Genomic DNA, 26,537 nt, shown 5'->3' on the forward strand with positions numbered 1-26,537 from the left:
CGACCCAAAGCGATCAGCCGCTGCTGTATCGAAGTCATCATTGGCAAAACGGAAAACCCCGCGATGACGGTTCGGTCATCGCGGGGTTCAGCCTGTTTGGTTTTGTTGACGGCTCAGGCGGCTCGACGGGATGCCGCTTGTGGCGAGGCGCCGCTGACCGAGAAGATGCCGACCTGCTCGTTGAGGGCATCAGCCTCGCTCGACAGGGCAAAGGCGGAAGCGGTCGTTTCTTCCACCATGGCCGCGTTCTGCTGGGTGACCTGATCGAGTTCGTTGACCGAGGAGTTGATTTCACCCAGGCGTGTGGACTGATCGCGGGCGGCTGTTGCAATGGCGCCAATATGGTCGTTGATCAGGGCGATATTGTCCTCGATCAGGTGCAGGCTTTCACCCGTCTTCAGCACCAGTGCCACACCGCCTTCAACATCCTTGGTCGAGGTGTTGATCAACTGGCTGATGTCGCGTGCAGCGGCGGATGACCGCTGGGCCAGTTCGCGGACTTCCTGAGCGACAACCGCAAAGCCCTTGCCGGCTTCGCCAGCACGCGCAGCTTCCACGCCAGCGTTGAGTGCCAGCAGGTTTGTCTGGAAAGCGATCTGGTCGATCACATCGATGATCTGGCGGATCTTGGAGGACGAGCTTTCAATGCGCTCCATGGCGACGATCGCTTCGTTGACCACAGACGAGGAGGCGTTTGCACCCGAAAGCGTATCCGCGGTGACTTCGACAGCTGTCTCGCAACGCTTGAGCGAGTTGCCCACGAGGTCTGTCATCTCGCCAAGTGCTGCCGCTGCTTCCTCGAGCGAGGCTGCCTGGCGCTCCGTGCGATGGGCGAGGTCTTCCGATGCGCTTCGAAGATTGGCAGAACCGCCGCGGATCGTGTCGGCGCTGCTGGTAATCGTGCGGATGGTCGATTCCAGCTGTTCCACCGACTGATTGAAGTCGAGGCGCAGATGATCGAGGGACGGCACGAAGGGGCGATCGATGCGAAGGTCGAGCTTGCCCTTGGACAGGTTCTGAAGGCCGGTTGCGAGCGCAGAGACGGCTTCTTCGAGTTCCTGTGCGCTTCTGGCCTTCTCAGCGTCGCGCTGCTGACGCTCTTCTTCGATCTCGTGACCGCGCGCTTCCGCCTGCTCTTCGATGCGATCCTTGTCGAGGGCACTTTGACGGAAGGATTCCAGTGCGCGCGCCATCGTGCCGATTTCGTCCTTGCGGGTAACGGCCTTGATGTCGATGTCCTTCTCGCCATTGTTCAGACGGTTCATCAGGTCGGCGAGGTCGACCAGAGGACGTGTGAGGCTTGAGGATACAAACACACCGACGGTGCCCATGCAGGCGAGGACGGCAAGTGTTGCGAAGAAGGCCCAGAAAGCCAGATCATTGGCGGAGGCAAGGATTTCGCTTTCCTGCTGGCCGATGACGAGCAAGTGACGCTCACCGAAGAGGTCGACGGGCATGTAGGAGTAGAAATTGCGGTGATCGCCAGCCGCTGCGAAGACTGAACCCTTCTGGCCCGACTTTGCGGCATCTGTCAGGGCCGAGGCTATACCACCTGCGCCGACGGTTCCGCTGCGCAAAGTGCCATCGGCAGACAACAGGAAAGCCTCACTGATCGTGGTGCCCAGACCATCCGGTGCCACCATTTCAGACAGTTTGTTTGCAGAGACGCGCACCATGATGACGCCGCGCTTGACCGTTTGTCCCCACACAGAGACGGCCAGAGGCTTGCCCACAAAGGCGGAGATGTCACCATCTTCGGTCTTGAATTTGATGAAACCCGAATTGTGGATCTGATCGTCCGCGCCCTTGTCGACCTGGTCGTAGAAGGACTTGAGTTCAGCATTCTGAGGATCGGAGATGTTGGAGGTAAACTCGTCACCCTTGATGACGGTGTAGACAAAGGTGCCGTTCAGATCGATGACATAGATATCGCTGATATTGGCATTCTTGCGCGCGCTGGCCAGAATGCCGTGAATGGCACTATGACGGACGCCGTAGAGGATCTTTTGATCTGCGCCAGTATAGGCTGCACGCTCTTCGATGCTCTTCGACTTGTCCTGAAAAGCGGCCTGAATGGCGGCCTTGTCAATACTCAGAAGATTGGCGCCGGAATCGGCGGTCTCGCCGATCACCGAGTTTTGCGCAATTTCGCTGATCATCTGGTCGATGCGCTTGTTGTAGCCGAGCAGCGACTTGCTCTGGTTGGCGGCGACGGCGTCGAGACGCAGCTTGCTCGCCTCAATCAGGCCATCCTTGCCAATCTGATAGCTGATCAGGCTGACAGCGAGGCAGGATACCAGTGTGGCTCCGATCACCAGGCCCGCAAATTTCGCCTTGACCGACGAAAGTGCTGAAAATTTGTTAGTTTGTAATGACTTACCCGACATAACATGACCCCTCCAGGCAATAAATATGCCGGGAGTTTCAGTCAAATTACTTTCAGGACTGTTAAGTAGGTTGCATAATACCTACGAGGCGATCCGAATTGTTCAGTCGAACAGGCTTGATACCGATTCCTCGGCACTGGTGCGGTTGATTGCTTCGCCCAGGAGACTGCCGACCGAAAGAACGCGAATATTATGCGCTGACTGCACCGCCGTGGTTGGCTGGATGGAGTCTGTGATCACCAGTTCACGCAGTTTCGACGAGGTAACACGGGCAACCGCGCCGCCTGAGAGAACGCCGTGCGTGATATAGGCCGTGACGCTGGTCGCACCGTTCTTCAACAGTGCTTCTGCTGCGTTACAGAGCGTTCCACCGGAATCGACGATGTCGTCGATCAGGATACAGTCCTTGCCGGCGACGTCGCCGATGATATTCATCACCTCAGATTCACCTGGCCGATCGCGACGTTTGTCGACGATGGCCAACTGGCCGTCGAGACGCTTGGCAAGCGAACGGGCACGCACCACACCACCAACGTCTGGCGAAACGACAACGACATTCTTGAGGTCGTAGTGTTCCTTGACGTCACGGGCCAGTACAGGCACGGCGAACAGGTTGTCTGTCGGGATGTCGAAGAAGCCCTGAATCTGGCCGGCATGCAGGTCGAGCGTCAATACGCGGTCTGCACCGGCTTCTGTGATCAGGTTGGATACCAGTTTTGCCGAGATGGGCGTGCGGCCGGAGGCGCGGCGATCCTGGCGGGCATAACCGAAATAGGGAAGCACGGCAGTGATGCGGCGTGCCGAGGAGCGGCGGAAGGCGTCGATCATGATGAGAAGTTCCATCAGGTGATCGTTTGCCGGATAGGACGTGGACTGGATGACGAAGATATCCTGACCGCGTACGTTTTCCTGAATTTCAACGAATATTTCCTGGTCTGCAAAGCGCCTGACTGTGGCCTTGCCGAGTGGAACGTTGAGATAATTGCAGATGGACTCGGCGAGTTGTCGACTTGAGTTTCCTGCGAAAACCTTCATTTTGGTCCGCCTGTTTCCGTGCTGATGGGCGCTTTTTAGCTACCTTGACTTCGAATGCAAGCGCCATGATCACGTTGAGGTAGTTTTTCGTGAAAAGTCTGTGACTAGATTAACGTGCATTCGGCAGAGAGGCGGACTGAAAGCTGTGCCAAGTCCGCTCATGTGCGGCTTATCCGGTCTGTCTCAGCCGTTGGTAGACTGCTTCCAGGCGAGATATTCCGCGATGGTATTGGTGCCAATCTGCTGCATGACAGATGCGGGCACGCCAGCCCATGGATCGGTGGCGCTGGAGCGGACGCTTTGCTGACCCTGAATACGGTGAAGGCGCGCGCCGCTACCATCGAGGACATCCCAGACATAGACCACATTGACATTGCCGCCATCGGCAAAGGCCGAGAAATACCCCTTCAGGATATGGCGGGTCGAGGGATCCGATGAGCCCTTGATCGATAATCCATGGGCACGTGCCTCCGATCCCAGCTGGCGCGAAAGCGGTGTGACGGCTTCGACTGGGGCGCCGATGATCGGCAAGAAACGGATTGTGTCTGCAACTGTTGCCGGGCTTGCAGCGGCAACCTGCTGCTGCTGAGCGGGCGGCTGGCTTGTCACCGGAGGCGGCAAGGGCTGTTGCGCGGAAGGTGTAGTCCGCCGTGGCGTGCCGGCCGGCGGTGTTCCGGTGGTCTGTCCGGCAGCCAGAGCCTGTGCCTGCGCTTCCAGCGTGTTTTGTGGCGGCTGAGAATAGCTCTGTTGCGCTGCCGGCTGCGTATAGACGTTTGACGCCTGCGCGCCGCCATCGCCGTATTCCGGTGCCGCGGCTGTCGTCTGACTGTCTGCGTTGCCGACATCGGCACGGGGGATCAGGGCTTCTGGCGTATTACAGCCGGCAAGCAATGCTGCCGGCAACAGAATTGGGATGAGGAACCTCAGTTTTCTCACGCCTGCTTTCCTTCCGCCTGTGCCGCACCGTCCTGGTATTTTATGTCGTTTGAGCGCAAAGCCTGTCAATTCCGCAAAGTCTGAAGGGTGCGATTAGCGGGTGATAAGCTCCAGGGGATGACGTGACAGCGCTTCCGGTGCCCCTTCTGTGGTCAGATAGGTGTGACCGAGCGTCATGGCCGTGGAGCGTTCCGAATCGGCCACGATGATGTGTACGAAGAGCGTCATGTCCGGGAGGATGGGCTGCGGATTGCCCATATGGAACATCTGATGCTCCATCCAGGACGGAGAGAACCTTGCGCCGAGCGAGTAGCCGCAGGCGTTCAGCCGATGCCGTGTCAGGCCGCGTTCGTCCATGACCCGTGCATGAGCGTCGAAAACATCGCCGAAAGTGTTGCCCGGAATGAGGATGGGTTCGATCGCCTTCAGGCCTTCCAGGCAGGCGTTGAAGAGTTCCTTATGGCGTGCGGATGGTTCGCCGATGGTCAGGGTGCGCATCATGGCGGCATGATAATGCGCCGACACTCCTGCCCATTCGAGCGTGAGCTGATCTTTTTCGTCGAGAACGCGACGTCCCGACTTGTAGCGGCAAAGAAGGGCGTCTTCACCCGAACCGATGACGAATTCATTGGCAGGGTAGTCACCTCCGCCGGCAAGGACGGCGCCCTGCATGGCCGCCAGAATTTCGGATTCGTTTGCACCTGCTCCGATAAAGGGCAGCGCTGCATCGAGCGCATCATCTGCCAGTTCGGCTGCGCGCCGGACATGGGCGATTTCGGCAGGGCTCTTGATCAACCGCAGACGGCTCACGAGGTAGGACGCGTCGCTCGTCTCGGCGAAGCTCATGAGCTGGTTGTCGAGCTTGCGGGTCATCGCGCCGGTCAGGCCGTGCGTGTCGTATTCGATACCGATGCGGGCACCGAGCAGGTCGAGATCGCTCAGCAGGTTCTTCAAGTCCACCGTTGGATCGGCGTTGACGCGGTCCATCCACACAACGACGTTTTCAATTGTCGAGGTGTGCCGTGCCTGACGCAGGTCTGGCGAGCGGGTGAGGAGAGACATCGAGCCGTCAGCCTTGACGACGAGTGACTGGAAAAAGCAGAAGCCAAAGGTGTCGTAGCCGGTCAGCCAGTACATGCTTTCCTGAGCAAACAGCAGCATGGCGTCGAGCTTTTCCTCGCGCATCTGCTGCGTCAGGCGGTCGACCCGGGCGCTGTATTCTGTCGGTGTGAAAAGCGGGGCCATGTTACTCCTCCATAATGGCGATCGCCGAGATCTGCCGACCGTAGTCGGGCTCTCCTGCATGGGTCATGCGGCGATAGGAATAGAAACGATCCGCATCGGCATAGGTGCAAAGGCCTAGGCTGCCTGCCTGGACACCGGCCTCTTCAAGGCGGGCGACAGTCAGGGCCGGCAAGTCAAACATCATGTGGCCTGGCCGTGCGGAGGGGGTGAAAAATCGGTCATAGGAAGGGTCGTAAGCTCGAAAGCGCTCGACGAATTCCGGGCCGACTTCATAATTTTTAACACTGATCGATGGGCCAAGCGTAGCCCGGATGGCGTTGCGTCTGGCACCAAGGGCGACCATGGCATCAATGGTGTTTTCGAGCACGCCGTTGAGCGCGCCCTTCCATCCGGCATGGGCGGCACCAATGACGCCGGCCTCACTGTCGGTAAACAGCACAGGCCCGCAGTCCGCCGCCAGCACCCCAAGCACGACGCCCGGTTCATTGGTGACCAGGGCATCTGCGCTGGGCCGCGCGCCATCGTAGTCACGGCCCACCGTGATCGCATCTGCCGAATGGACCTGGTTAACCGTGGCGAGTTTTGCCGCGGGGGCCGAAAACCAGTTGGCCACGCGGGCGCGATTCTCCATCACTCTGGACTGGTCGTCATTCGAACCAAGGCCAACATTCAAACCTTTGTAGATGCCTTCGGAAACACCGCCTGCACGCGTAAAAAAGCCGTGGCGTATCGGACCTGCGCTATCGGCGAGGAAAGGGCTTTCGATCGGCTCTGGCAAAGCTTGATCCTGCATGGGTGTCCGTTTCTGGGCTTTTCGGAGGTGATTCTGTTGCGCGCCGCCGTTGTTTTCCGGGGCGGTCGCGGTTCCTTCAGGGCTGCGTCGTCATCAGCGCGCGGATGGTGTCAAGCGCGAGGGGCTCTGTCAATCCATGGCCTTGAACGGGGCGAGCCGCCTTGGCGGGCTTGAAATTGCGAGCACCTTAAACAGTTCACCCATGCGACCTTCGCCTCCGCTGATCAACCGATCCAGCGCCACTCGAACGTCGGCCTGCACTTCCGGAGGCTTGTCCTTGGACAAGGTCATTGCGCGTTGTTCGATGCCAAGGCCCCGCAGGAAATCGCCCTGGAACATGCAGCCTGTTATGGCAACGCCGAGGGCACGGGCAGCCAGCGCCAGTTGTTCGAAGTCGACATGACTGGTGAGGTCGGCCATGCCGGGATGGGCAAGCGGTGGATCAAACTGATGGGCAAGCACCGCCTGCAACGTGTCGCCGAAGCCGGTGACCATGTGACCATAATCCACGATCAGTGCGGTTCCGCCTTCTGTGAGCAGCCGTTGGCAGATCACATCGAGTACGGCGATCCTTGCAGGCGACGTCTCGAAGATCGTGCCTTCCGGCATGCCGTCGCTGTCGTCGGGCAAAAGTTCCGGGTCGATGGTTGCAACACCTGCGACGAAAACCAGATTATCGTCCGGATCGAGGCCGACCATACGCTCGCGGAATCCGCGCGGCGTCTTGACCCATTGGCGGATTGGAATGGCGTCGAAGAGTTCGTTGGCGACGATGAGGGTGAAGCCCTCAGGCACCTCGTCGAAGGCGACATGCCAATCGGTCTTGGCGGAGTAAGGCGCCAATGTCTGCTTCTGGATCGCCTGCAGCCGTTCGCTGGTCTCAACCAGATGGGCGGACATGCTGTCATACAGCGACGGTGCAAGGCGCGCGATGACCCGCAAGATGTCCGACATCATCGTGCCGCGCCCGGGACCGATCTCCACAAGACGAACCGCCTCTGGCGAATCATGGGTCTGCCATGCGTGGATGATGAAGACGCCGATCATTTCACCGAACAACTGGCTCACTTCAGGCGCTGTGATGAAATCGCCTTCTATGCCGAAGGGATTGCGGGTCTTGTAATAGCCGTTCTCCGGATCGGCCAGGCATAGCGAAAAATAGTCCGTGACGCTGATCGGACCGCCGGTCCGGATCATCGACTTGATTCTCGTGGCGAGCGCTGTGGTCAATGTGGGCGCCTCGTCATTCCTGATTATCGGTCACCGGAGCGCAAGGCACGGAGGAGAACCAGCAGGCCGATGATCGCCATCGGCAGGGACAGTATCATTCCCATTGTCAGCCAGCCTCCCGCCAGATAGCCAAGTTGCGGATCCGGCTCTCGGAAAAACTCTACAAACATTCTCGAACCTGCATAAAGCAGTGCAAAAATGGCTGTGACAAGACCGGGCTTCTTTAATGCACCGAAACGTCGCGCGGCCAATTGCAACACAATGAAGACAAGGACGCCTTCCAGCAGTGCTTCATAGAGCTGGCTCGGGTGGCGGGCGAATGGTCCGCCCGTCGGAAAAACAAAGGCCCACGGGACATCTGTCGGACGTCCCCACAGCTCGCCATTGATGAAATTGGCAATGCGACCGAGGAAGAGACCGATCGGAACCACGCTTGCGATCAGATCGAACATGCTCCAGACGGCAATGCCGTTACGCCGGGCAAAAATGATCATTGCGAGGGTCGCGCCTATAAAACCTCCATGGAAGGACATGCCACCGTTCCAGATGCGCAAGGCCCGCATAGGGTCTTCCATGACTGCTGCGCTATCGTAGAACAGGATATAGCCGATGCGTCCGCCCAGAACGACGCCGGCTGCGGCCCACAGAATGAAGTCGTCCAGATGGCTGGCATTGACCGGCGCTATTCCATCCTTCCACAGGCCGCGATTCTCAATCATTCGCCGTGAGAGCCACCATGCGAGCATGATGCCAACGACATAGGCTATGCCATACCAGTGGATGGCGAGCGGGCCGATCGATACGGCAATCGGATCGATATCGGGATAGGGCAAGATGGCGAGGAGTTCAGCGGCTGTCGGCAAGTTTTTGCTTTCGGTTGATCGGGCGGAACATGACGGCGGGACAATTACCGGTCAAGATGGAATCTTGAAGGCAGGAGAATGGGCCACCCTGGGTGACATTCTCCCGCTGCGGCAAAGAGGGGGGATGAGCGAAAAATACTTGCATCCAATGTCATGAAACCCTACCTCAAATCGAGTATCATCGATCATCGAAGCCTTAAGGGCCGATCTTGGAAAAGGGAGCCGAGCCGATGTCAACCGGACCGAACCGCATCATGGATGAATTCGCAAAGCTGATGACTGACGCCGCCGGCGCCGCACAGGGTGTTCGCAAGGAGGTTGAGACCGCCTTTCAGGCTCAGGCAGAGCGCTGGCTCAACTCCATGGATCTGGTCAAGCGGGAAGAATTCGAGGCCGTCCGGGACATGGCGATCATGGCGCGGGACGAAAACGAAGCGTTGAAAGCTCGAATCGAGGCGCTTGAGGCAAAGCGGTCGACAAAGTGATGGCCGCCTTGATCTGCTGACGTATCCTATCGCCCCGCGCTTGCCCAAAGCGCGGGGTTTTTCGTTGCCGATCCGCTGAAATCGGACCTGGATCAGGTAGAACTTGCGGCACCGGAAACCTGAAAATGAGATCTCCGCGCCCGTCCGCACTGCGATCGTTTTCATCAACTAATTTCGATGGTTGTCCACATGCCGGTCAGAGTCGAAAAAACAAGCGCACAGAGTCAGTTACCGTCGCTTGGTAGTGCATCGCGAGAAAAGCTTTCCACAGCGCTGTTCGGTTATTCAACGAAACAGGGCTGGCACAGGTGAGTGTCCATTATAGACTGATTTTAAATGATGATTCGAAACGGGGCGTCGTAAGTTTCAGACAGGGTCTATAGTTTATCCTGAAGCTCCATCGGCAATCGTCTATAATGAAGTTCTCCGGTTGCTGTGTTTGTGCGCGTTATATGTGGGACCACATTTCGTCGCATTCCGTTCCGGTCAAAAAGGTGCCGCATGAACCTGATCGACATAGATATCGAACGCCAATCCAATCCGGTCGACATGATTGAATTTGTCGCCGCGACAAATGACTGGTCGTTCGAACGTTCCGGCGAAGACGAAATCGCCATGACTGTCGAGGGGCATTGGGCGGACTATCACGTCTCCTTCTCCTGGATGGAAGAGTTCGAGGCGATCCATCTGGCTTCGGCCTTCGATCTTCGCGTTCCCGAAAATCGGGTCAACGAAGTGATCCAGCTTCTGTCTTTGATCAATGGTCAGGTGTTGATGGGGCATTTCGACCTGTGGCGGCAGGAAGATGTCGTCATCTTCCGCCAGTCGCTGCTGCTTGCAGGCGGTGCCGAACCGACCAACCGACAGGTTGAAGTTCTTCTGTCCAGTGCGGTCGAAGCGTGCGAGGCCTATTACCAGGCGTATCAGTTCGTTGTCTGGTCCGGCATGGACGCCAAAAGCGCCATGGATGCGGTGTTATTCGAGACCGTTGGACAGGCCTGAGACATGAGGGGGATCACTATCGGCCAGGTCGTCCTCGTCGGTGCCGGCAATATGGGCGGCGCGATGCTCTCCGGATGGCTGAAAAATGGCGTACCAGGCGCATCTGTCACCGTAATCGATCCTGGCCCTTCTGACGCCATGCAGACCATGATTGCCGAGGCGGGGTCTGTCTCCGTGCCTGTTCCGCCCGCCGGGCTTGTTGCCGATGTTCTCTTTCTTGCCATCAAACCGCAGATGATGGCCGATGTCCTTCCCGGTCTGAAATCGCTTGTCGGACCTTCAACCGTTGTGGTGTCGGTTGCTGCGGGTACGACACTGGCTGTGATGCGCGAGCATCTGGGCGACGCGGGTATGGTGCGTGCCATGCCGAATACTCCAGCAATGGTTGGCCGCGGGATCACCGGCGCCTATGCCAACGACCGGGTGAGTGACGACCAGCGTGATCTGGTCGATCGTCTGCTCAAGGTGTCCGGGCCAGTCGAATGGGTCAATTCCGAAGCTGATATTAACGCCGTCACTGCCGTTTCGGGCAGTGGGCCGGCCTATGTTTTTTATCTCGTCGAGTGCATGGCGGAAGCAGGCCGCAAAGCCGGTCTGCAGGCGGACCTCGCCATGCGCCTCGCACGAGAAACTGTCGCTGGGGCTGGTGAACTTCTTCACCAGTCCCGCGATGACGCTTCGCGTCTGCGTCAAAACGTGACCTCGCCCGGTGGCACAACCGCTGCGGCACTTTCTGTCTTGATGGATCCGCAATCGGGCCTGCAGCCGGTGTTCGATCAGGCGATCGAGGCGGCGAGGCAGCGTGCCGAGGAGCTTGCCAAGTGAGCGGTGGTAACGAGAGTGGCGCCCAGATCACCTTCGATGATTTTGAGAAGGTCGATATCCGTAGCGGCACCATTGTCGAGGCCTTGCCCTTTCCGGAAGCACGAAAGCCGGCTTTCAAGCTGAAGATCGACTTTGGCCCGGAACTCGGCATCAAGAAGTCCTCCGCCCAGATTACGGTGCATTATTCGCTCGACACCCTTGTGGGGCGTCAGGTGCTGGCAGTGGTCAATTTTCCGCCGCGCCAGATTGGTCCGTTTCGCTCAGAGGTGCTGACACTCGGCTTTGCCGATGAACACGGCGCAATCGTGTTGGCGGCGACTGACAAGACCGTGCCGAACGGGCAGCGTCTGATCTAGGCGTCAGTGGATATCGCGACTGTCCGGCTCTCTGAGCGAGAAGTGGTGAAAACCGGCTTTGAAGCCTGCGCGTTGCGGTGAACAGGCGAATATGCCGACATCAACTGGATCCATATCTGCCGGGAAAAAGGCGAGACGCGCCATCTTCCACTGACTATCCGGGTCCATTCGATATTGCACAAACAGGCTGTCACCTAGCCGGCTGACCTTGACGCCGAGCGGTCCCTTTTGGTGGCCGATTTCAAAGGCAGACCAGTCCGACTGGCCAGATGTGGTGACGACCGTGCTGAAATGGCAAACACCGTCGGTATATTCGATTCCGCATTTCATCCAGTTCATGGCGTCTTTGCGGATCATGAGTCCTGCCTGATCATAGAGCGCTTCATAGCAGCCGGTGAATGCGGTCTCGGCGGTGAACTCGCCTTGCTGGCTGACGTGGAGAAAATGACCATTGTCGCGCTGGAAGCCATAATAGGTCTTCTGCCAGAAATCGGTCTCGTGTCCCGTCTCCAGCGCTAGCGTGCCCTCTTTCACGTCATGGCGAGGTGGGGAGTTGAGCCACTGCATTTCCTGCCAGTTCATGCGGTTCTCTTTCCATGTATGGTTTAGGCCGGAATTCTAATGATTGCCCTCAGCCCGCCGAGAGGACTGTCGGACAGTGTGACGTTGCCGCCATGGCTTCGGGCAATATCCCGGGCGATGGCGAGGCCGAGGCCGGTTCCGGAGGCATCGAGATTGCGCGCCTCATCCAGACGGAAGAACGGCTTGAAGACTTCTTCGCGGCTTTCCCTGGCTATTCCGGGACCATTGTCATCGAAGGTGATGGTCAGCCATTTGGCGCCATGGCGCGCGTCGACCTGCAACGTGTCGGCGTAGCGCCGCGCGTTGGAGGCGAGATTTCCGACGAGGCGAGCAAAGGCCTGTGGCCTGACCTGCAGCTTGTCGTCCCCTTCCATGGTGTAGGAATAGGTCTTGCCATGCAGATCGAATTCGGGTCGCAGACGTTCAAGTGTCTCGGCCAGCGATACTTCACCAACATCTTCCTCGGCCTCGCCGCGCGCGAAAGACAAGTAGCCCTCCAGCATGGTGCGCATGTCGTCGACATCCTGGTTGAGATTTTCCAGCTCCGGGCTGTCACCGGCCAGTGCCAATGTCAGCTTGAAGCGGGTCAGAATGGTGCGTAGGTCGTGGCTCACACCGCTCAGCATCGCGGTCCGCTGTTCCATCTGGCGTTCGATGCGTTCGCGCATGAGAATGAAGGCCAGTCCGGCACGACGGATTTCGACTGCTCCGCGCGGACTGAAATTTTCCGCCTTCTGTCCCTTGCCGAAGTTTTCGGCAGCCCTTGCCAGGGCAAGGATCGGACGGATCTGGCCGCGCAGGAACAGTGTGGAGATGACAATCAGCACCAGCGACGTACTCATCATCCAGACCAGGAATATGTGGCTGTTGGAGGCATAAGCCTGATTGCGGACAGCGAAGACCCGAAGAACCTTGTCATCGAGAAGGATGCGGATCTCCACCAGGCGGGAATCGCCGACAGTATTGATCCAGTAGGGCCGTTTGATCTGCTGGGTGATCTGTTCGGACAGGATTTCGTCCAGAATGGAAAAGAAGGGTTTGGGCCGCGGCGGCGGCAGCGTGCCCCCGTCTTCAATTGAAATCTGCATGCCGAGATCGTCGCGGGCGATGCGGATGACGTTCTTGTAGCCGTCGTCAGCGGGGTAGGTCTCGATGATGTCGATGACGGCGGCGATGTCGCGCGTGACAGCTGCAGACAGCCGTTGCGTGACCATCTGCCAGTGACGTTCCATGAAGACGAAGGTCAGAACGGTCTGGAGGATCAGGATCGGCAGGATGATGATGAGAAGCGAGCGCGCAAACAGGCCGGTCGGCAATTGCCGCCTTATCCATTTGTTGACGCGTTTCAGGCCTCTCGCTGGAGGTCTTTGCTCGTCGCGTCGTGTCGGGTCGTAACTGGCCATCCGTTCCTTCGTTTCCGACTTTGCCGAACCGTCTTTTCGTTGCGCAGACTATCGGGCTTTTCGCTGGCTACTGCCTGGAGGGGCATTGCGGTAGCCCCCAAAAGTGCTCCCTGGTTGTCGCTCGCGCTTGCCGAAGAGTGGCATCAATCCATGCTCAGGCGATAGCCGATGCCGCGCACCGTCTGGAGCCAGACCGGATTGGCCGGATCATCCTCGATCTTGCGTCTCAGACGGTTGATCTGCACATCGATGGTGCGCTCGCCAACATCTGCGTCGTTGCCGATCAATTCGTGCCTCGGGATCGTTTCGCCGGCCTTGGTGGCGAATATCCACAATATCTCCTGCTCGCGATCGGTCAGACGGATGACGTCGGATGCCTTCTTCAACTCACGGCGTAGAATGGAGAACGTATAGGGGCCGAACATGACCTGTTCGATTTTGGGCGCGTCGGCATTGATATTGCGCTTGAGGATGTTGTTGATGCGCAAGACCAGTTCGCGGGGATCGAAGGGCTTGGCGAGGTAGTCATCGGCACCGGCTTCGAGGCCGGCGACGCGGGATTCGGCTTCGGCGCGGGCTGTCAGCAGAATGACCGGGGTCTCTCCACCCGACAGGCTCTGTGTCAACGAAATGCCGGATTCACCCGGCATCATCACGTCCAGTATCAGCAGATCGAAGTTCAGCCCTTCGAGCTTGCGCCGTGCTTCGGCTGCATCGGCCGCCGTGGTGACGCGGAAGCCCTTTTCGGTGAGGAAGCGGTGGAGGAGGTCACGGATGCGGGTATCGTCGTCCACCACGAGAAGATGGGCGGCATCATCTGCAATGGCGGTGGATTTGGTCATCTCAGACGTCCTTGCTTATGTCCCGCAGCGCCGTCGACGTGCTCATGCCGTCGAGAAAGCGTTTGACGCCCTCGCGCATTTCGGGGGTCAATTCTTGCAATGCACCCTCTATCCGGCGGGATTGCGGCTGTGACAGTGCCAGCGCCAGTTCCCGGCCTGCAAGTGTTGCGTAAAGCCTGCGTTGGCGGCGATCGGCAGGGCCGGCCATCTGTCGGATATAGCCGGAATCGATCAGTTCCTTGAGCACGCGCGCGAGGCTCTGTTTGGTGATTTGCAGGATGCCCAGAAGATCTGCCACCGTCATGCCCGGCCGACGGCTGACGAAATAGACAACACGGTGGTGGGCGCGGCCGTAACCGATCTTCGCCAGGATGGCATCGGGATCCGATACGAAGTCGCGATAGGCAAAGAACAGTTTTTCGATCGTGTCGAAATCAATCGACTTGTCGTCGACGACCGGGAGCTCCGGAATATCCTTCTTCGCCGTTCGTAGCGCTGCCTGCCGTTCCACTGATATTCCTTCTCGATCATCACCGCAGAATTGTCGCGCTTTGGTGTTTGCGAGCACAAATCCGCATCATATGACCTAAGCACACAACGGGCAAAACGCCACCCAAAAAGGCGCTTATCCCGCATTTCAACGTTAACGATCAAGGCGGAAATACGGTTTTTGTTTGCGGGGAGAGGGAACAGGTTGGTGCAAGCCTGCGTTGAGAGGCTAATCAAGTTCGCAGAGGGAAAAATGATGCGATTGGACGCTGTCGAAAATACGTCGGAAAACATGGTCGAGGCGCGATTGAAGCCTCTCTTCATTGCTGTTGTGACAGCCAAGTTGCTGATCGCCGGTCTGCTGATCGCCAATCTGAACCTCTTGCCGCATGCCTGGACCGATACCACGGTCATGGCCGCTCAATAGAGCCAAGGCTTTAAACGCTGGCGAAACCGCCTATGTTGGGAATGGGCCACTGAGTGCCCGACACTATACTCCAGCGGAACAGAGGCGTTTATGAGCCAATTGCAGGCGGGTATCATTCCCGTCACTCCCTTCCAGCAGAATTGCACAATTCTCTTTGACAGTGACACCAAGGAAGGCGTCGTTGTCGATCCGGGCGGTGATGTGGATGTGATCACCCAGACTATCGCCGAAAACGGCATCAAGATCGCTGCGATATGGCTGACCCACGGCCATCTCGATCACGCCGGCGGTGCCGCGGATCTCAGAGATGCGCTCGGTGTCGATATCATTGGCCCGCACAAGGATGATTTACCCCTCCTGCAAGGGCTGGAAGATCAGGCCAACCGCTTTGGCGTGCCGATGAAATTGCGCAATGTGACGCCGGATCGCTGGCTGGAAGACGGGGATACCGTGTCTTTCGGAGCCCATGAATTCAAGGTCCGCCATTGCCCGGGACATGCGCCTGGTCATGTCATTTTCTTCAACGAAGCGCAGAATTTTGCCCATCTTGGCGATGTGCTGTTCAGTGGCTCGATCGGCCGAACGGATCTACCGGGCGGCAATCATCAGCAATTGCTGGATTCCATCCGTGACAAGGTGCTTCCGCTTGGCGACGAGGTCGGCTTCATCTGTGGTCATGGCCCCGGTGGGCGGATCGGGGATGAGCGGAGAAACAACCCGTTTCTGGTTGGCCTGTAAGTCTCTCAAAGCGAAAAGGCGCCGGAAATTCCAGCGCCTTTCTTCAGTATCAGCCGGCTGAGCAAAAATGGCTGCGGCCGTCATAGCCAATAAAGGTGCCGCTGCGTGGATTGAAGCTGCGGTAACGATCCGAGCAGTAACGATACCATTCCGGGCTCCACGGCTCGAGATCGCCGCCATAAGATGCGGATGGATATTCGTTGGCATAAACGGGTGCCGGACGATAGGCACGGGGTGGCGGTGGCGGATAGTCCGGCTCGACATAGATCGGGCCCGGTTCCACATAGCGCGGCTGGCTGGCAATGGCCGCGCCGACGACTGCGCCGGCTGCGAGGCCGAAGAGACCGAGGACAGCTGCATCATTGTTGGAGCGGTGATGGCGGGGACGCTCGTAACGGTCATGGTGACGACCGCCGGCGAGGACCGGGCTTGCTGTCGATACAGCAGCGGTGACGAGGGCTGCCGAAACGAGGGCGAATTTTGCGAATTTGATCATGGCTTAGCCTTCCTCTGACCTTTCACGTTCGACTTCCATTGTGAAAGGCGATGAGAGCAAAATAGAGGCGCCAACCTGAATGCAGTCTGAATAAAAAAACCCGGCAATGATGCCGGGCCGAAACGCGAGTATTCAATGTAAGGGAGAAGGTTCAGTCTGCAACCTGCAGATTGACAGCCTTCGGGCCCTTGCCGCGCCGGTCCGGTTCCGTGTCGAAGCTTACTTTCTGATTTTCAGAAAGACCGGTCAGTCCGGAAGCCTGTACAGCGGAAATATGTACAAAGATGTCAGCGCCGCCATTGTCCGGCTTAATGAAGCCGAAGCCTTTGTCGGTATTAAAGAATTTTACAGTGCCAGTTTCGGCCATGCGTCAGGTCCTTTTATCTCCGTCCGATATATGGACAGCATTACTTCGTTCACCCTATTCGGGTTGTGACAGGCATATTCGGATTTTGAGGAAAGGATCCTTGTTACCGCAGTGGCCATTACTTGAAGGACTATTCGTCCTTTCTTCAGCCGGCTGCCCGGAACATTTTTCGCGTATCCGGAGCGCATTAATTATAGGTCTTCCCATGCTCGTTATCTGCCCGAACATGGAAAGATTGATAGGTTTATTCCAACTTGGCAAGCAAAAGTTTTATTGCCAAAAGACCCCTTATTATATTCGATAATGTTGAAATAAAAGAATTTATCCGATTTGCCTGTATCTGAGGCATATCATTGCCCAAAACCATATCGTTGGCGATCTAGTTTGCACCATAAACGGGCATCGGGCAGTCCGAGAGACAGAATCGCTTTTTCGTGGGAGGCTCATTTTTTTGCGCTTTTCGCGCATTTTCAATGCCGTTTTGTCCGTTTCGGTGCGCCTATATCCGCTGCTTGTGCAATCAATGGCTGCTGCGACGTATGCTGCTTGTGCGGAAAATCTCACCGGTACCGTGTCGCATTCGCTGATAATTCGCTCGTTTTCCGTGTCGTGGTTTCGATCAGGCTGGCTTCGACGATGTAGCGCAAGGGGCCGCGCTCGGTGGCACCAAAGGGCCAGCACGTGGTGAGGGCCAGGTTGTGCCCGAAGGCTTGGGGATCTATGCCGCTTTCATCCCAGCGGGCGATCCGGCTTCCTGAGGTGCGGAAGGTCAGGATCGTTCCATCGCCGCGTTCGACTTCAAGCAAGTCTCCAGGCTCGACGTCTTTCAGCCAGCTGAAATGCGTATCGCGGTGGGCGGCAATCACGGCGGTTCCTTCGTCCCCAGGCTCTGGCGTTCCGTTGAGGTGCGCGGGACCAAAGGCGAGTGCTTCGCCAGTTGCGCCGGAAAGGACAATGGCTGACTTTCCCAGTCTGGGGGCGACGATCCGCGCATCTGTGGAAAAATCAGCCCAACTCCAGGGCTTGGCACCGGCATTGCCGGCCAGTTCTGCGTTGAAGCTGCGGTTCAACAAAACCTGCGACAGCGATGCCTTGGCCTTCATGTAGAGGCCGTCTGCGATGAGCAGGAGCCCCCCCAGAGCGACAGCGGCAATCAGCGCCGCGACTAGCCGCTCTGTAGGGCTCAGCCTTTGCCAGAGGTGCGGTGAATTGCTTTTGGTTCTTTCAGACGCCACGGCGACGCGCCTCCGCCCCGACGAAGTCCTTCCAGCTGCGGCGCCACAAAGCCATGCCGGCTGCTGCCATCAAGGCAAAGACCATCATCAAGATGCCGAGCATGATGCGTTGGTCTGCCATAGTCGCCGTCTGAGGCAAGGCAATGCCTGCTGCGCCCCTGGCAATCAGGCTCGCGGCTGCGGGGGTGGGGGCCGCTGCCATGTTGTTGGCTGCGGCCTGTGCCATCATCCGGTATTGCGCCGATGGCGGCGCAAGCATGGCCTTGTCATCGCCGGGGGCGGGGAGGACTGCCGGAATGCTTTCGCCGAACACCTTGTCGAAGTCCCAACCTGCAGGAAGGTTCAGAGGAACCTCTGTCGAGGCCAATGGCTGATCCGTGGGCCGCGATGGAGTGACGTCGACTGCAACGAGGCTTGTCATGCGCGAGACCAGATGATGGGCCATGGCGACGGTCTCGATGGCCTTGTCGGTCGCTTGAGGATCTTCGGCCTCATAGGCGCGGGCCTCGATATCGTCGATCTTGCGGCGCGCCCAGAGTTTGGAAATGCCTTGGCCATCGGCGGCATTGGCGATGTCCATTTCCACGCGCCAAGGCTGGGCGCCTGTCTTGCCGACGATCAGGAGCTTTCCGGTCGCCGTGCCATCGATCTCAGCCGTCAGTATGACAGGTTCACCGGCATAGAGATCGGGAATCGGGTCTGGGGTGATGTCCTTCGCCGTGGCATTTTCGAAGTCGGCGCGCATATCGGTCATGACCGGGTTTTCGAGCTTCTTGAACAATTCGCCCATGCGCTCGGCGACCTGCTGTTCGGAACCGACATGGGTGAAGGTGCCGCGGCCGATTTCTGCGGCTTTGGTCATGAAATAGCTGTTGGGTGCGGAGCCGATGCCGACGGTAAAGACCCGGGCATCACCCCTGTTGCCGGAAATTTCGCTGAAGAGCTGCGCTTCGTTGCCGATGGCACCGTCTGTCAGGAACACGACCTGACGCAATGCATCCGGGTCCTTTGCGCCCTGATTGCGCAGAGCATCCTGTAGTGCGGGCAGCATTTCCGTACCGCCCTGGGCTTCAAGGCCGTTCACATAGGCGATGGCTTTTTCACGATTGTCGCCGGTTGCGGGCACCAGACCGCCGAAGAAGTCGGTCATGGTGTCGTCGAAGCGGATGACATTGAAGCGGTCTTCATTGCCGAGCGGCGAAATGGCAAGCGCCAGTGACTGGCGGGCCTGCTCGATCGACGGACCGGACATGGAGCCTGAGTTGTCGATAACGAAGACGACTTCGCGAGCGGGCTTCGGGGCTGACGCATCCTGCGTTGCCGGTGGGGTGACGAAGGCCAGAAGATAGGTCTTGCCGTCCTTCATTTCCTTGAAGAGGCCCGCGCCGGGTGTGCTTCCGGGCGCGGCTTTCCATGTCAGTTCGAAGTCGCGGTCAGCAGGCACGCTGTCATTCTTCAGCGTAATCTTGCGATTGTCGGCTCCGTCCTCAGTGACGGTGATCTCATGAAAGGGGGACTTCACGTCGCCAAGCGGAAATCCTGCCTTCAGGTCGACGGTGAGGGAAACAGGATTGATCTTGGCATTCTCGCTTGGATCCAGGACGGGTGCTTCGATTTTCTTGCGGTTCGGGACCGGATCCTGAGGGACTGCAAATCCGCTGCCATTGTTGAACTCGACCTGCTGGACGATCGGCTGTGGATTGTAGCGGGGTGCTACGACCATGGGGAAACGCAGTGAGAACTGGCCGCCCGACTGGTGGACCGTCTGCTGGTATTCGATTTGAACGACCACGGTCTCGCCCGGGCCGATATTGGCGACCTGGTTGGTGAAGATGTTGGGGCGCTGCTGTTCGAGGAGCGCTGCCTTCTTGCCTTCCTGCTTTGCCTTTTCGTAGATCTGTCGTGCCTCTTCACGCGGCTTGATCTTGCCTTCGATGAAGCGGTCGCCGATCTGCATCTTCAACTGGTCTACGGCCGAATCGTCGGGAAGGGGAAAGACATAGGTTCCCTCGACCCACCCCTTGCTCGGATTTTCGAAACGCTGGGTAACCTTGACCCTGGCAACGGGGCCGGTGACATCGATTGATACATCGGTTTTCAGGCGCGGTGCTTCGACGAAGAATCCGGGTTCTCTGGAAGGGAACAGCAGCGCGCCCGAGCTCATGTCATTGGGTCGCACAAGTGCAGCAATTTCCGTCGAGGCCTGTTGTGCGGGCTGTGTCTCGGCGTGGGCGGCAGCGGAGAGACCTGCGAACATCAGCGTGATCGCGGCAACCGCCAAGGTCGCACGACGCATCCAGTGAAACATCTGACGCCTCGCGCTACGCGCTTTGTCTTCCTCGTCGTCGATAAACATATCTTACCCCTCCAGTCCGCGAACATGTCGCGAAATTCAACCCTCTCAAAGAGACTGCAGAGGGACAGAACGGAGGCAGGATAGGATTTTTATTGTGGCTTAAAGTTGACGCGCGTCACAGGCGCGACACCGCAGCGCGTGCAAGCGCTGGCCGCGCGCCAGCCGTTGAAACGGTCAGGCCTGACGTTTGCCGAAAACCGGATGCGGGCGATGCTGATCTGGCGCGGAGTTGCCGGTGTTTGTGTCGCCAATGGCTCTTGGAAACGGTTGCGGGTGTTCCGGGAACTGGGCGTTGAAATTTGTGGGGACAAGTTGGGGGCGGGCAAGGGCATAGCCCTGCATCAAGGGCACACCGATTTCCTCGCAGAGTTCAACCTGCCACATTTCCTCAAGTCTCTCGAACAGAGGCTCGATCCCCTGTTTGACGAACTGGCGGACTGCGACCCTCAAAAGTGCCAGGCCCGCCGGATTGTGCATGTAGTTGCGGACCCAGTAGCCGTCGAATTTCACGCAAGTCGGATTGAGCGCTACGGCCCGTTCAATGTCTTCGTCACCGGAACCGTAATCGGAGAGCGATATGGAAAAACCTGCATTGCGCAAGGCGTCGATTGTCGTCTTGCGCATGTCTGCGGATCTGCCGAGCGTGAAGGAAATGTCACATATGATGCTTTCCGTCGGAAGACCAGCTTCGTGGGCCGCCAGGCGCAGATGTTCTGTCTCGATGCGTAAACTGTCTGCATCGGGATAATGGTCCGGCGTAAAGCTGACAAAGACACGGTTGGGTGAACGTGCCAGCAGGCCAGTATTCAGGATATGGATGGCGCGCAGCAAGCTGTCGACCCTGGGATGGTCTTGCTCTTCGACGAGCGGAAGAAATTGCGAGGGTGAATGCGGTTCACCGTTCTTTTCGGCGCGGACCAGCCCTTGAAAACCGTCGATGGCCAGCATTCCAGCCGATGTTCTACGGAAGATCGGCTGCAGGGCGCTGCGCAAGATGAAAGGGCCATAAGCTGTCGACCACGCACCATCAGGATCGCGCACGAGATTTGCGTAAAGACTTTCCGTCATTTTTCGCACTCCGCTCTATGCCGCAGTGAATTCCGCCATGCTTACGGTAATCTCAAGGTTTTACCCGAATATTAACGGAACCTTAAAAAATCTATCGGCCGGGATATGTCCCGATGACGCATTTATGCTTGAAAGAGCGGGGCGAATTGGCCATAGAGCTTGAACCTGTAGCCTCTTATGGTTCCACACCGTTCAACAAGCTTCAGGACTGATTGATCATGGCTTTTCTTGCCGACGCACTTTCCCGTATCAAGCCTTCCGCGACCATCGCTGTGACGCAGATGGCCCGCGACCTCAAAGCTAAGGGAAAAGACGTCATTTCGCTCTCCGTTGGCGAGCCTGACTTCGACACGCCTCAAAACATCAAGGACGCAGCCATTGCGGCCATCGAGCGCGGCGAGACCAAATATACGCCGGTTGCCGGCATTGCGCCTTTGCGCGAGGCGATCGCGGCCAAGTTCAAGCGTGAAAACGGACTAGACTACAAGCCGAGCCAGGTGATCGTCGGAACTGGCGGAAAGCAGATTCTTTTCAACGCCTTCATGGCGACAATCAATCCTGGCGATGAAGTTGTCATTCCGGCTCCGTTCTGGGTGTCCTATCCGGAAATGATCGCGCTTTGCGGTGGCACACCTGTCTATATCGAGACCAAGCTTGAGAACAATTTCAAGCTGACGGCAGAAGAGCTGGACAAGGCGATTACGCCAAAGACCAAGTGGTTCATGTTCAACTCGCCATCGAACCCGTCTGGCGCGGCTTATTCCAAGGATGAGTTGAAAGCCCTGACCGACGTGCTGATGAAGCATCCTCACGTTTGGGTTCTGACCGATGACATGTATGAGCATCTGGTGTTTGGCGATTTCGTCTACTACACGCCGGCTCAGGTCGAGCCCGGTCTCTACGACCGCACGCTGACCATGAACGGTGTATCCAAGGCCTATGCCATGACCGGCTGGCGCATCGGCTATGCAGCGGGACCTGAACAGCTGATCAAGGCCATGGACATGATCCAGGGGCAGCAGACATCAGGTGCGTGCTCGATTGCCCAGTGGGCGGCTGTCGAAGCGCTCAACGGACCGCAGGATTTCATCAAGGAATCGCGCAAGGCCTTTGAAGAGCGTCGCGACCTGGTGGTGTCGATGCTGAATCAGGCATCCGGCATTGTGTGCCCCAAGCCTGAAGGCGCGTTCTATGTCTATCCGTCTTGCGCAGCCCTGATCGGCAAGACCGCGCCATCGGGCAAGACAATTGAAACGGACGAAGACTTCGTCATGGAACTGCTGGCTGCCGAAGGTGTCGCGACCGTCCACGGTTCCTCCTTCGGCCTTGGCCCGAACTTCCGTGTTTCTTACGCGACATCCACGGAAAATCTGGAAGAGGCCTGCAATCGCATCCAGCGGTTCTGCGCGTCGCTGAAGTAAGATCTGGGCGTTATCGCCATTAAACTGAATAGGGCGGGGTGACTTGGATGTCATCCCGCCCTTTTCGATTGTGGAAGATGATCAGGCCAATCGGCCCTTGGCCTCCCGCCCGTAATGTTATCAGCCGGGCATTCTTTGCACCGGTCCCTGCATCGGGCGTCTGGGCGGCCCGAAGGGAACCATGTTGGCCTTGTCTTCCTTGTTGCCGAAGAACTTTTCGCGCTCGCGCCAGATGGCGGGAAGGCTGAGAAGGGCCAGGCAGAACAGCGTGATCGCGGTCTTGGTCAGTTCCGACATTTCGCCGACACGGCCATCCAGGTAGCGCACGCCATAGACCAGCAGCACGTGCCAGACATAGATCTGCAGGGAGTGGCGACCAAGCAGGCGAAGATAGCTGAAGGAGAAGACCGTCGTCATTCCGGCGGCAATCTTTTGAATGACCGGGCTCTGATGGCGTGGTCCGGCGATCAGCAGCCAGGCGAAACCGTATGCGACTGCGGCAAAGTTCAACAGATAGACCGGGCCGAAGTCAGCGCGCACTTCCATCAGGCCGAATTTTTCCAGCACAAAACCGGGCATCAGGCCATGGGCGGTCATGATGCGAAGCGGCATGAAAAATAGCACGACGGCAAGCGACATCTTCGCAAGGAAGGTGTTGTCGGGCGAAAACACCTTGCCCCATTCGACGGTCTTCATGGAGGCGAGCGTTCCAGCCACGATGCCGGAGAAGAAGACCACCTGCCAGCCGAACAGGTTGAAGCTGGCACGGATGCCTTCTTCTTCCGGTGTGGCGGCCAGCCAGTCGTTGATCGGATATGTGAGCACCCTGTGCAGGCCGAGCTGGGCGGTGACCCACAATAGCAGCGAGCCGATAGCGACCGACTTCCATTTGCCTTCGAGGCAAAGCGCAATCACGAAGGGCGCAAACGCCATGTAGATGATGTATTGCGGCAGGATGTCCATGAAGGTGGGCTGGAACAGGAAGGCGGCGATGGTTGCCAGACGCAATGGGTCGTTCAACTGGCTGCCGCCCGTCCAGTTATGCCAGTATTCAGCAGCGCCCGGCAGCACCAGTTGAACCGCGAGTACAAACAGAATGATGCCCATCGCATAGCGATAGAGTTCCAGCACGCGCGACCAGAGCCGATCGCGACCTTCCGCATATCCGCTCTTCATCATCTTGCGCGAATAGACCATGCCGGTCAGCAGACCAGACAGGAAAACGAACCCTTGTGCGTCTTCGACAAATGCCAAATTTCGGTGGTTGATCTGGACAAGCCAGAGGCCACCGGTAAAGACCAGATGATTGATCAACATGAAGACGAGGAAATATCCTCGCATACCGTCGATGACGTCCAACCTTTTCAAGATATCCGCTCCCGATTTGGATCGGGCAACCTGCCTTTGCAGATGTGCCACTCAATTTCATGAGAACAGCGAACCCAGATACCGTTACAGATCCGCCGATGAAAAAACGGCTGGGAGCGGGAAAGGTTCCGGATGGATTCGCCATCCGATCCAGGATCTATAAACCCAAAAACGACAGCATTATGAACGTTGCAAACAGCACGAAGTGGGTCATGCCCTCAATCGCATTGGTTTCCCCGTCATTGAGGTTGATTGCGGCAACCACAAGTGTAATCGCCACCATGACAGTCTGAGCAGGGGTCATCGCCATGATGAAAGGCTGGCCCGTATAAAGTGCTATCGCTTCCATGACAGGCACTGTCAGGATGACAGTGGAAAGCGATGCACCCATGGCAATATTGACGGTTGCCTGCATGCGGTCACGCAGGGCAGCGCGCAGAGCGGCCAGGATTTCCGGGCCTGCTGATATGGCGGCCACCATGATGGCAGCCAAGGCCGGAGGCGCGCCCGTGCCCTCAAGGCCGGTGTTGAGGAAGACCGACATCATCTCGGCCAGTGCACCGATCACAAGAACGCCGACGATGATGACGACAATCGCTACGGTTGCCGATTCATCACTTTCTGTACCGTGTTCTGCCTCTTTTTCTTCCCGCGAGCGGGTAGGGTACCGGTAGCTGAAAAAATAACTGTGGGTTCCGACCTGCATGCGCAGGAACAGTCCGTAAAGGGCAATCATCGCGATGATGGTGAAGACGGAATAGTATTGCCATTTCGCATCGGGCACGAATTCCGGCACGATCATGGAAATCCCCATCGCGGTCAAAATCATCACGCCATAGGTCTTGCCGGAATCGTCATTATACGGTTGTTCTCCGTGTTTGAGACCGCCCAGAAGTGCCGCGAGGCCCAGGATGCCGTTGATATCGAGCATGACGGCTGAATAGATCGTATCGCGCACCAGTGTCGGCGAGCCGTCATTGCGCATCATGATTGCCAGAATGAGGACTTCCACGGCGACGGCCGAAGTGGTCAGGATCATGGTGCCATAGGGATCGCCAACCTTGGCCGCCAGGACTTCGGCATGATGTGCAACGCGCATCGAGGCCAGCATGATGGCGCCGATCAGAAAGGCGGCCCCCAGAAGTGAGGCTAACTGGCCAGCTTCGAGAACGTGATGTTCGAAGAAAAATCCGATGATGGCGGCGAGAATAGCCAATCCGATGAGACGTTCCTGCTTCAGGATCTGCACGGTTCTTCTGTTCCTTTTGCTGGGCGTGGACTCACGGCGTGTCTGGCGGGCATTGTATGTAAAGCCTTTAGCCCTTCAAGCTGTTCCGTCCTAATTGCAGTCGAAGGCGATTGATGAGATAGTTTTAGAGTGTTCAAAACAACAGGTTCGGCCACGGGAGGCGCATCATGACCAAGGTCACTTACCAGATCGTGCAACACGATGGAGGCTGGGCCTACCGGCTGGACGGCGTCTATTCGGAGACATTTCCAAGTCATGACGATGCCTTGGCTGCCGCACGGATTGTCAGTCTGGAACAGCAGGTTGGCGACGAGGCTGTCGAGATCAGTTATCAGGATGCCAATGGCCGGTGGCACCAGGAACATTCCGATGGCGGTGACCGTCCCGAAGTCGAGATTGTGGATAGCCCGGACAGCTAGCGGTCCAAGGCGATGGCCCTGTAAGCATTCAGTCCTTCCACCAGTGCGTCGAAAGTGACACGGCAGCGCGGACTTGTCTTCAGGTTCTCGTGCATCACCACGTAGGTCTCCAGAGCCAGAGGAAACTGGTCCGGCAATACCTCTAAAAGATCAGGTGCGCGCAGGCCGATCGGAACCTGACAAATGCCTATGCCGCCTGCGGCCCGGATCATCGCCAGTTGGGCAAGATTGCTGTCCGATCGAAATGCGAAGTCGATGCTGTCGAGTGAGGGGACGTCTTTCAAGGCAGTTCGAACGTAAGTTAGAAAACGATCAAAGCCGATCAGGCGATGGTCTTGCAGTTCGGCCAGATTTCGCGGGGCAGGGCAGGCGTCGAGATAACGGCGATGGGCAAAAAAGCCCAAGGGGATTGCGCCGATCTTTTTACTGACAAGTGCTGCCTGAACTGGCTTCACCAGGCGCACGGCGATATCGGCTTCCTGTCGGCCAAGATCTTCCAGCGCGTCCGAGGACGACAGTTCCACGACCAGCTTTGGATAGCGTGCCTGCAAGTTGGCGAGGATCGAGGGCAAGACCTCGACCGCCATGACTTCACTGCAACTGATACGGACACGACCTTCCGGTGAACTGTTGCTGGAACTTGCCGTGCGCAACAGGGCGGCGGCGGCCGATCGCATGCTTTCGGCATAAGGTAACATGGACCGCGCGGTTTCCGTTGCCAGAAGCCCTTGCGACGAACGGATGAACAGGGGCGTTCCTGCAGACCGTTCGAGTTGGTCGATATGGCGCCCGACGGTCGGTTGGGTGAGACCAAGAGAGCGCGCGGCAGCCGATAAGGAGCCTTCCTTATGGACGGCCAGAAAGCTTCTGTAGAGGTCCCAGTCGCCGGTCGTATCGCTCATGTATTTTTGTATATCAGG

27 protein-coding genes are annotated in these 26,537 nt (G+C 57.7%); 8 read left to right on the top strand and 19 right to left on the bottom strand.

Translation table 11 applies throughout. The annotated features are described in order from the left end of the window. Window positions 1-113: 113 nt before the first annotated feature. From ACWPM9_RS07250 to lgt, 7 genes are all read right to left on the bottom strand, one after another. Window positions 114-2,315 carry a methyl-accepting chemotaxis protein gene (locus ACWPM9_RS07250; protein ID WP_484757242.1) on the bottom strand — a complete coding sequence of 734 codons (2,202 nt, stop codon included), beginning with the start codon at window positions 2,313-2,315 and terminating at the stop codon, window positions 114-116. A 174-nt stretch (window positions 2,316-2,489) separates the two neighbouring features. Then, window positions 2,490-3,422, bottom strand: a complete 933-nt coding sequence (locus ACWPM9_RS07255; protein WP_428187300.1) for a ribose-phosphate pyrophosphokinase — start codon at window positions 3,420-3,422, stop codon at window positions 2,490-2,492. A 183-nt stretch (window positions 3,423-3,605) separates the two neighbouring features. Next, window positions 3,606-4,358 carry a hypothetical protein gene (locus ACWPM9_RS07260; RefSeq protein WP_484757243.1) on the bottom strand — a complete coding sequence of 251 codons (753 nt, stop codon included), beginning with the start codon at window positions 4,356-4,358 and terminating at the stop codon, window positions 3,606-3,608. A 93-nt stretch (window positions 4,359-4,451) separates the two neighbouring features. Further along, window positions 4,452-5,603 (bottom strand): M24 family metallopeptidase, encoded by a 1,152-nt coding sequence (locus ACWPM9_RS07265; RefSeq protein ID WP_428187298.1) that lies wholly within the window; start codon window positions 5,601-5,603, stop codon window positions 4,452-4,454. Between the two features lies 1 nt (window position 5,604). Beyond that, window positions 5,605-6,396: a peptidoglycan editing factor PgeF gene (gene pgeF / locus ACWPM9_RS07270; RefSeq protein WP_484757244.1), complete on the bottom strand. Its 792-nt coding sequence runs from the start codon at window positions 6,394-6,396 to the stop codon at window positions 5,605-5,607. 129 nt (window positions 6,397-6,525) lie between these two features. Then, window positions 6,526-7,626, bottom strand: coding sequence for a class I SAM-dependent methyltransferase (locus ACWPM9_RS07275; RefSeq protein WP_428187296.1), 1,101 nt, complete (start codon window positions 7,624-7,626; stop codon window positions 6,526-6,528). A gap of 23 nt (window positions 7,627-7,649) precedes the next feature. Further along, window positions 7,650-8,489 carry a prolipoprotein diacylglyceryl transferase gene (lgt, locus tag ACWPM9_RS07280; RefSeq protein WP_428187295.1) on the bottom strand — a complete coding sequence of 280 codons (840 nt, stop codon included), beginning with the start codon at window positions 8,487-8,489 and terminating at the stop codon, window positions 7,650-7,652. Between the two features lie 230 nt (window positions 8,490-8,719). Between lgt and ACWPM9_RS07285 the strand changes: the two genes are divergently transcribed. The 4 genes from ACWPM9_RS07285 (at window position 8,720) to ACWPM9_RS07300 (ending at window position 11,157) form a co-directional block, all read left to right on the top strand. Then, a complete protein-coding gene (locus ACWPM9_RS07285; RefSeq protein ID WP_428187294.1) occupies window positions 8,720-8,974 on the top strand; it encodes an accessory factor UbiK family protein in 255 nt (84 codons plus the stop codon). Window positions 8,975-9,475: 501 nt separating this feature from the next. Beyond that, window positions 9,476-9,976 (top strand): type III secretion system chaperone family protein, encoded by a 501-nt coding sequence (locus tag ACWPM9_RS07290; RefSeq protein WP_428187293.1) that lies wholly within the window; start codon window positions 9,476-9,478, stop codon window positions 9,974-9,976. A gap of 3 nt (window positions 9,977-9,979) precedes the next feature. After that, window positions 9,980-10,801, top strand: a complete 822-nt coding sequence (gene proC, locus ACWPM9_RS07295; protein WP_484757245.1) for a pyrroline-5-carboxylate reductase — start codon at window positions 9,980-9,982, stop codon at window positions 10,799-10,801. Further along, entirely contained in the window at window positions 10,798-11,157 is a 360-nt protein-coding gene (locus ACWPM9_RS07300) for a tRNA-binding protein (RefSeq protein WP_428187291.1), read from the top strand. The genes proC and ACWPM9_RS07300 overlap by 4 nt, the downstream gene beginning before the upstream one ends. A 3-nt stretch (window positions 11,158-11,160) precedes the next feature. Here the strand turns inward: ACWPM9_RS07300 and ACWPM9_RS07305 are convergent, their stop codons facing one another. The 4 genes from ACWPM9_RS07305 to ACWPM9_RS07320 all read right to left on the bottom strand — a co-directional run bounded on the left by ACWPM9_RS07305 (window position 11,161) and on the right by ACWPM9_RS07320 (window position 14,495). Beyond that, a complete protein-coding gene (locus ACWPM9_RS07305) occupies window positions 11,161-11,739 on the bottom strand; it encodes a DUF1349 domain-containing protein (protein WP_484757246.1) in 579 nt (192 codons plus the stop codon). A gap of 23 nt (window positions 11,740-11,762) precedes the next feature. Continuing rightward, the gene (locus ACWPM9_RS07310) at window positions 11,763-13,142 is read right to left on the bottom strand and encodes an ATP-binding protein (RefSeq protein ID WP_484757247.1); all 1,380 of its coding nucleotides are present in this window, start codon (window positions 13,140-13,142) and stop codon (window positions 11,763-11,765) included. Between the two features lie 143 nt (window positions 13,143-13,285). Continuing rightward, complete coding sequence (locus ACWPM9_RS07315; protein ID WP_428187288.1) at window positions 13,286-13,984, bottom strand: response regulator; 699 nt, start codon at window positions 13,982-13,984, stop codon at window positions 13,286-13,288. 1 nt (window position 13,985) lies between these two features. Beyond that, window positions 13,986-14,495: a MarR family winged helix-turn-helix transcriptional regulator gene (locus tag ACWPM9_RS07320; RefSeq protein WP_428187287.1), complete on the bottom strand. Its 510-nt coding sequence runs from the start codon at window positions 14,493-14,495 to the stop codon at window positions 13,986-13,988. Window positions 14,496-14,726: 231 nt separating this feature from the next. Between ACWPM9_RS07320 and ACWPM9_RS07325 the strand changes: the two genes are divergently transcribed. Together ACWPM9_RS07325 and ACWPM9_RS07330 are read left to right on the top strand one after the other, a co-directional pair. Beyond that, window positions 14,727-14,900, top strand: coding sequence for a hypothetical protein (locus ACWPM9_RS07325; protein ID WP_428187286.1), 174 nt, complete (start codon window positions 14,727-14,729; stop codon window positions 14,898-14,900). 90 nt (window positions 14,901-14,990) lie between these two features. Next, on the top strand, window positions 14,991-15,638 hold the full coding sequence (locus tag ACWPM9_RS07330; protein ID WP_484757248.1) for an MBL fold metallo-hydrolase: 648 nt from the start codon (window positions 14,991-14,993) through the stop codon (window positions 15,636-15,638). Window positions 15,639-15,687: 49 nt separating this feature from the next. Here ACWPM9_RS07330 and ACWPM9_RS07335 read toward each other — a convergent pair whose 3' ends face one another. The 5 genes from ACWPM9_RS07335 to ACWPM9_RS07355 form a co-directional block, all read right to left on the bottom strand. Continuing rightward, window positions 15,688-16,134, bottom strand: coding sequence for a BA14K family protein (locus tag ACWPM9_RS07335; protein ID WP_484757249.1), 447 nt, complete (start codon window positions 16,132-16,134; stop codon window positions 15,688-15,690). A gap of 151 nt (window positions 16,135-16,285) precedes the next feature. Then, window positions 16,286-16,501 (bottom strand): cold-shock protein, encoded by a 216-nt coding sequence (locus ACWPM9_RS07340; protein ID WP_428187283.1) that lies wholly within the window; start codon window positions 16,499-16,501, stop codon window positions 16,286-16,288. A gap of 560 nt (window positions 16,502-17,061) precedes the next feature. Continuing rightward, window positions 17,062-17,736: a class GN sortase gene (locus ACWPM9_RS07345; protein ID WP_484757250.1), complete on the bottom strand. Its 675-nt coding sequence runs from the start codon at window positions 17,734-17,736 to the stop codon at window positions 17,062-17,064. Further along, the gene (locus ACWPM9_RS07350) at window positions 17,726-20,092 is read right to left on the bottom strand and encodes a marine proteobacterial sortase target protein (RefSeq protein ID WP_484757251.1); all 2,367 of its coding nucleotides are present in this window, start codon (window positions 20,090-20,092) and stop codon (window positions 17,726-17,728) included. Before ACWPM9_RS07350 ends, ACWPM9_RS07345 begins: the two co-directional genes overlap by 11 nt. Before the next feature lie 174 nt (window positions 20,093-20,266). Continuing rightward, complete coding sequence (locus ACWPM9_RS07355) at window positions 20,267-21,160, bottom strand: EAL domain-containing protein (RefSeq protein ID WP_484757252.1); 894 nt, start codon at window positions 21,158-21,160, stop codon at window positions 20,267-20,269. A 218-nt stretch (window positions 21,161-21,378) separates the two neighbouring features. On the opposite strand from ACWPM9_RS07355, the gene ACWPM9_RS07360 reads away from it, so the two are divergent. After that, the gene (locus ACWPM9_RS07360; RefSeq protein WP_484757253.1) at window positions 21,379-22,581 is read left to right on the top strand and encodes a pyridoxal phosphate-dependent aminotransferase; all 1,203 of its coding nucleotides are present in this window, start codon (window positions 21,379-21,381) and stop codon (window positions 22,579-22,581) included. A 120-nt stretch (window positions 22,582-22,701) separates the two neighbouring features. Here ACWPM9_RS07360 and ACWPM9_RS07365 read toward each other — a convergent pair whose 3' ends face one another. Both ACWPM9_RS07365 and ACWPM9_RS07370 read right to left on the bottom strand, forming a co-directional pair. Next, complete coding sequence (locus ACWPM9_RS07365) at window positions 22,702-23,949, bottom strand: OpgC family protein (protein ID WP_484757254.1); 1,248 nt, start codon at window positions 23,947-23,949, stop codon at window positions 22,702-22,704. A gap of 157 nt (window positions 23,950-24,106) precedes the next feature. After that, window positions 24,107-25,189 (bottom strand): calcium:cation antiporter, encoded by a 1,083-nt coding sequence (locus ACWPM9_RS07370; RefSeq protein ID WP_484757616.1) that lies wholly within the window; start codon window positions 25,187-25,189, stop codon window positions 24,107-24,109. Between the two features lie 176 nt (window positions 25,190-25,365). Between ACWPM9_RS07370 and ACWPM9_RS07375 the strand changes: the two genes are divergently transcribed. Further along, window positions 25,366-25,617, top strand: coding sequence for a DUF2188 domain-containing protein (locus ACWPM9_RS07375; protein ID WP_428187277.1), 252 nt, complete (start codon window positions 25,366-25,368; stop codon window positions 25,615-25,617). On the opposite strand, the gene ACWPM9_RS07380 is transcribed toward ACWPM9_RS07375, so the two are convergent. Further along, window positions 25,614-26,519 carry a LysR family transcriptional regulator gene (locus tag ACWPM9_RS07380; RefSeq protein ID WP_484757255.1) on the bottom strand — a complete coding sequence of 302 codons (906 nt, stop codon included), beginning with the start codon at window positions 26,517-26,519 and terminating at the stop codon, window positions 25,614-25,616. The genes ACWPM9_RS07375 and ACWPM9_RS07380 overlap by 4 nt on opposite strands. Window positions 26,520-26,537: the final 18 nt, after the last annotated feature.

Source organism: Agrobacterium sp. H141, assembly GCF_057158725.1.

What these genes read in the sequence shown, in the direction of transcription:
- ACWPM9_RS07375 (WP_428187277.1), top strand. Translation starts at nt 25,366, where the DNA reads ATGACCAAGGTCACTTACCAGATCGTGCAACACGATGGAGGCTGGGCC.
- ACWPM9_RS07355 (WP_484757252.1), bottom strand. Translation starts at nt 21,160, where the DNA reads ATGACGGAAAGTCTTTACGCAAATCTCGTGCGCGATCCTGATGGTGCG.
- ACWPM9_RS07360 (WP_484757253.1), top strand. Translation starts at nt 21,379, where the DNA reads ATGGCTTTTCTTGCCGACGCACTTTCCCGTATCAAGCCTTCCGCGACC.
- ACWPM9_RS07325 (WP_428187286.1), top strand. Translation starts at nt 14,727, where the DNA reads ATGATGCGATTGGACGCTGTCGAAAATACGTCGGAAAACATGGTCGAG.
- proC (WP_484757245.1), top strand. Translation starts at nt 9,980, where the DNA reads ATGAGGGGGATCACTATCGGCCAGGTCGTCCTCGTCGGTGCCGGCAAT.
- ACWPM9_RS07335 (WP_484757249.1), bottom strand. Translation starts at nt 16,134, where the DNA reads ATGATCAAATTCGCAAAATTCGCCCTCGTTTCGGCAGCCCTCGTCACC.
- ACWPM9_RS07285 (WP_428187294.1), top strand. Translation starts at nt 8,720, where the DNA reads ATGTCAACCGGACCGAACCGCATCATGGATGAATTCGCAAAGCTGATG.
- ACWPM9_RS07290 (WP_428187293.1), top strand. Translation starts at nt 9,476, where the DNA reads ATGAACCTGATCGACATAGATATCGAACGCCAATCCAATCCGGTCGAC.
- ACWPM9_RS07315 (WP_428187288.1), bottom strand. Translation starts at nt 13,984, where the DNA reads ATGACCAAATCCACCGCCATTGCAGATGATGCCGCCCATCTTCTCGTG.
- ACWPM9_RS07255 (WP_428187300.1), bottom strand. Translation starts at nt 3,422, where the DNA reads ATGAAGGTTTTCGCAGGAAACTCAAGTCGACAACTCGCCGAGTCCATC.
- ACWPM9_RS07310 (WP_484757247.1), bottom strand. Translation starts at nt 13,142, where the DNA reads ATGGCCAGTTACGACCCGACACGACGCGACGAGCAAAGACCTCCAGCG.
- ACWPM9_RS07350 (WP_484757251.1), bottom strand. Translation starts at nt 20,092, where the DNA reads ATGTTTATCGACGACGAGGAAGACAAAGCGCGTAGCGCGAGGCGTCAG.
- ACWPM9_RS07340 (WP_428187283.1), bottom strand. Translation starts at nt 16,501, where the DNA reads ATGGCCGAAACTGGCACTGTAAAATTCTTTAATACCGACAAAGGCTTC.
- ACWPM9_RS07380 (WP_484757255.1), bottom strand. Translation starts at nt 26,519, where the DNA reads ATGAGCGATACGACCGGCGACTGGGACCTCTACAGAAGCTTTCTGGCC.
- ACWPM9_RS07265 (WP_428187298.1), bottom strand. Translation starts at nt 5,603, where the DNA reads ATGGCCCCGCTTTTCACACCGACAGAATACAGCGCCCGGGTCGACCGC.
- ACWPM9_RS07330 (WP_484757248.1), top strand. Translation starts at nt 14,991, where the DNA reads ATGAGCCAATTGCAGGCGGGTATCATTCCCGTCACTCCCTTCCAGCAG.
- pgeF (WP_484757244.1), bottom strand. Translation starts at nt 6,396, where the DNA reads ATGCAGGATCAAGCTTTGCCAGAGCCGATCGAAAGCCCTTTCCTCGCC.
- ACWPM9_RS07305 (WP_484757246.1), bottom strand. Translation starts at nt 11,739, where the DNA reads ATGAACTGGCAGGAAATGCAGTGGCTCAACTCCCCACCTCGCCATGAC.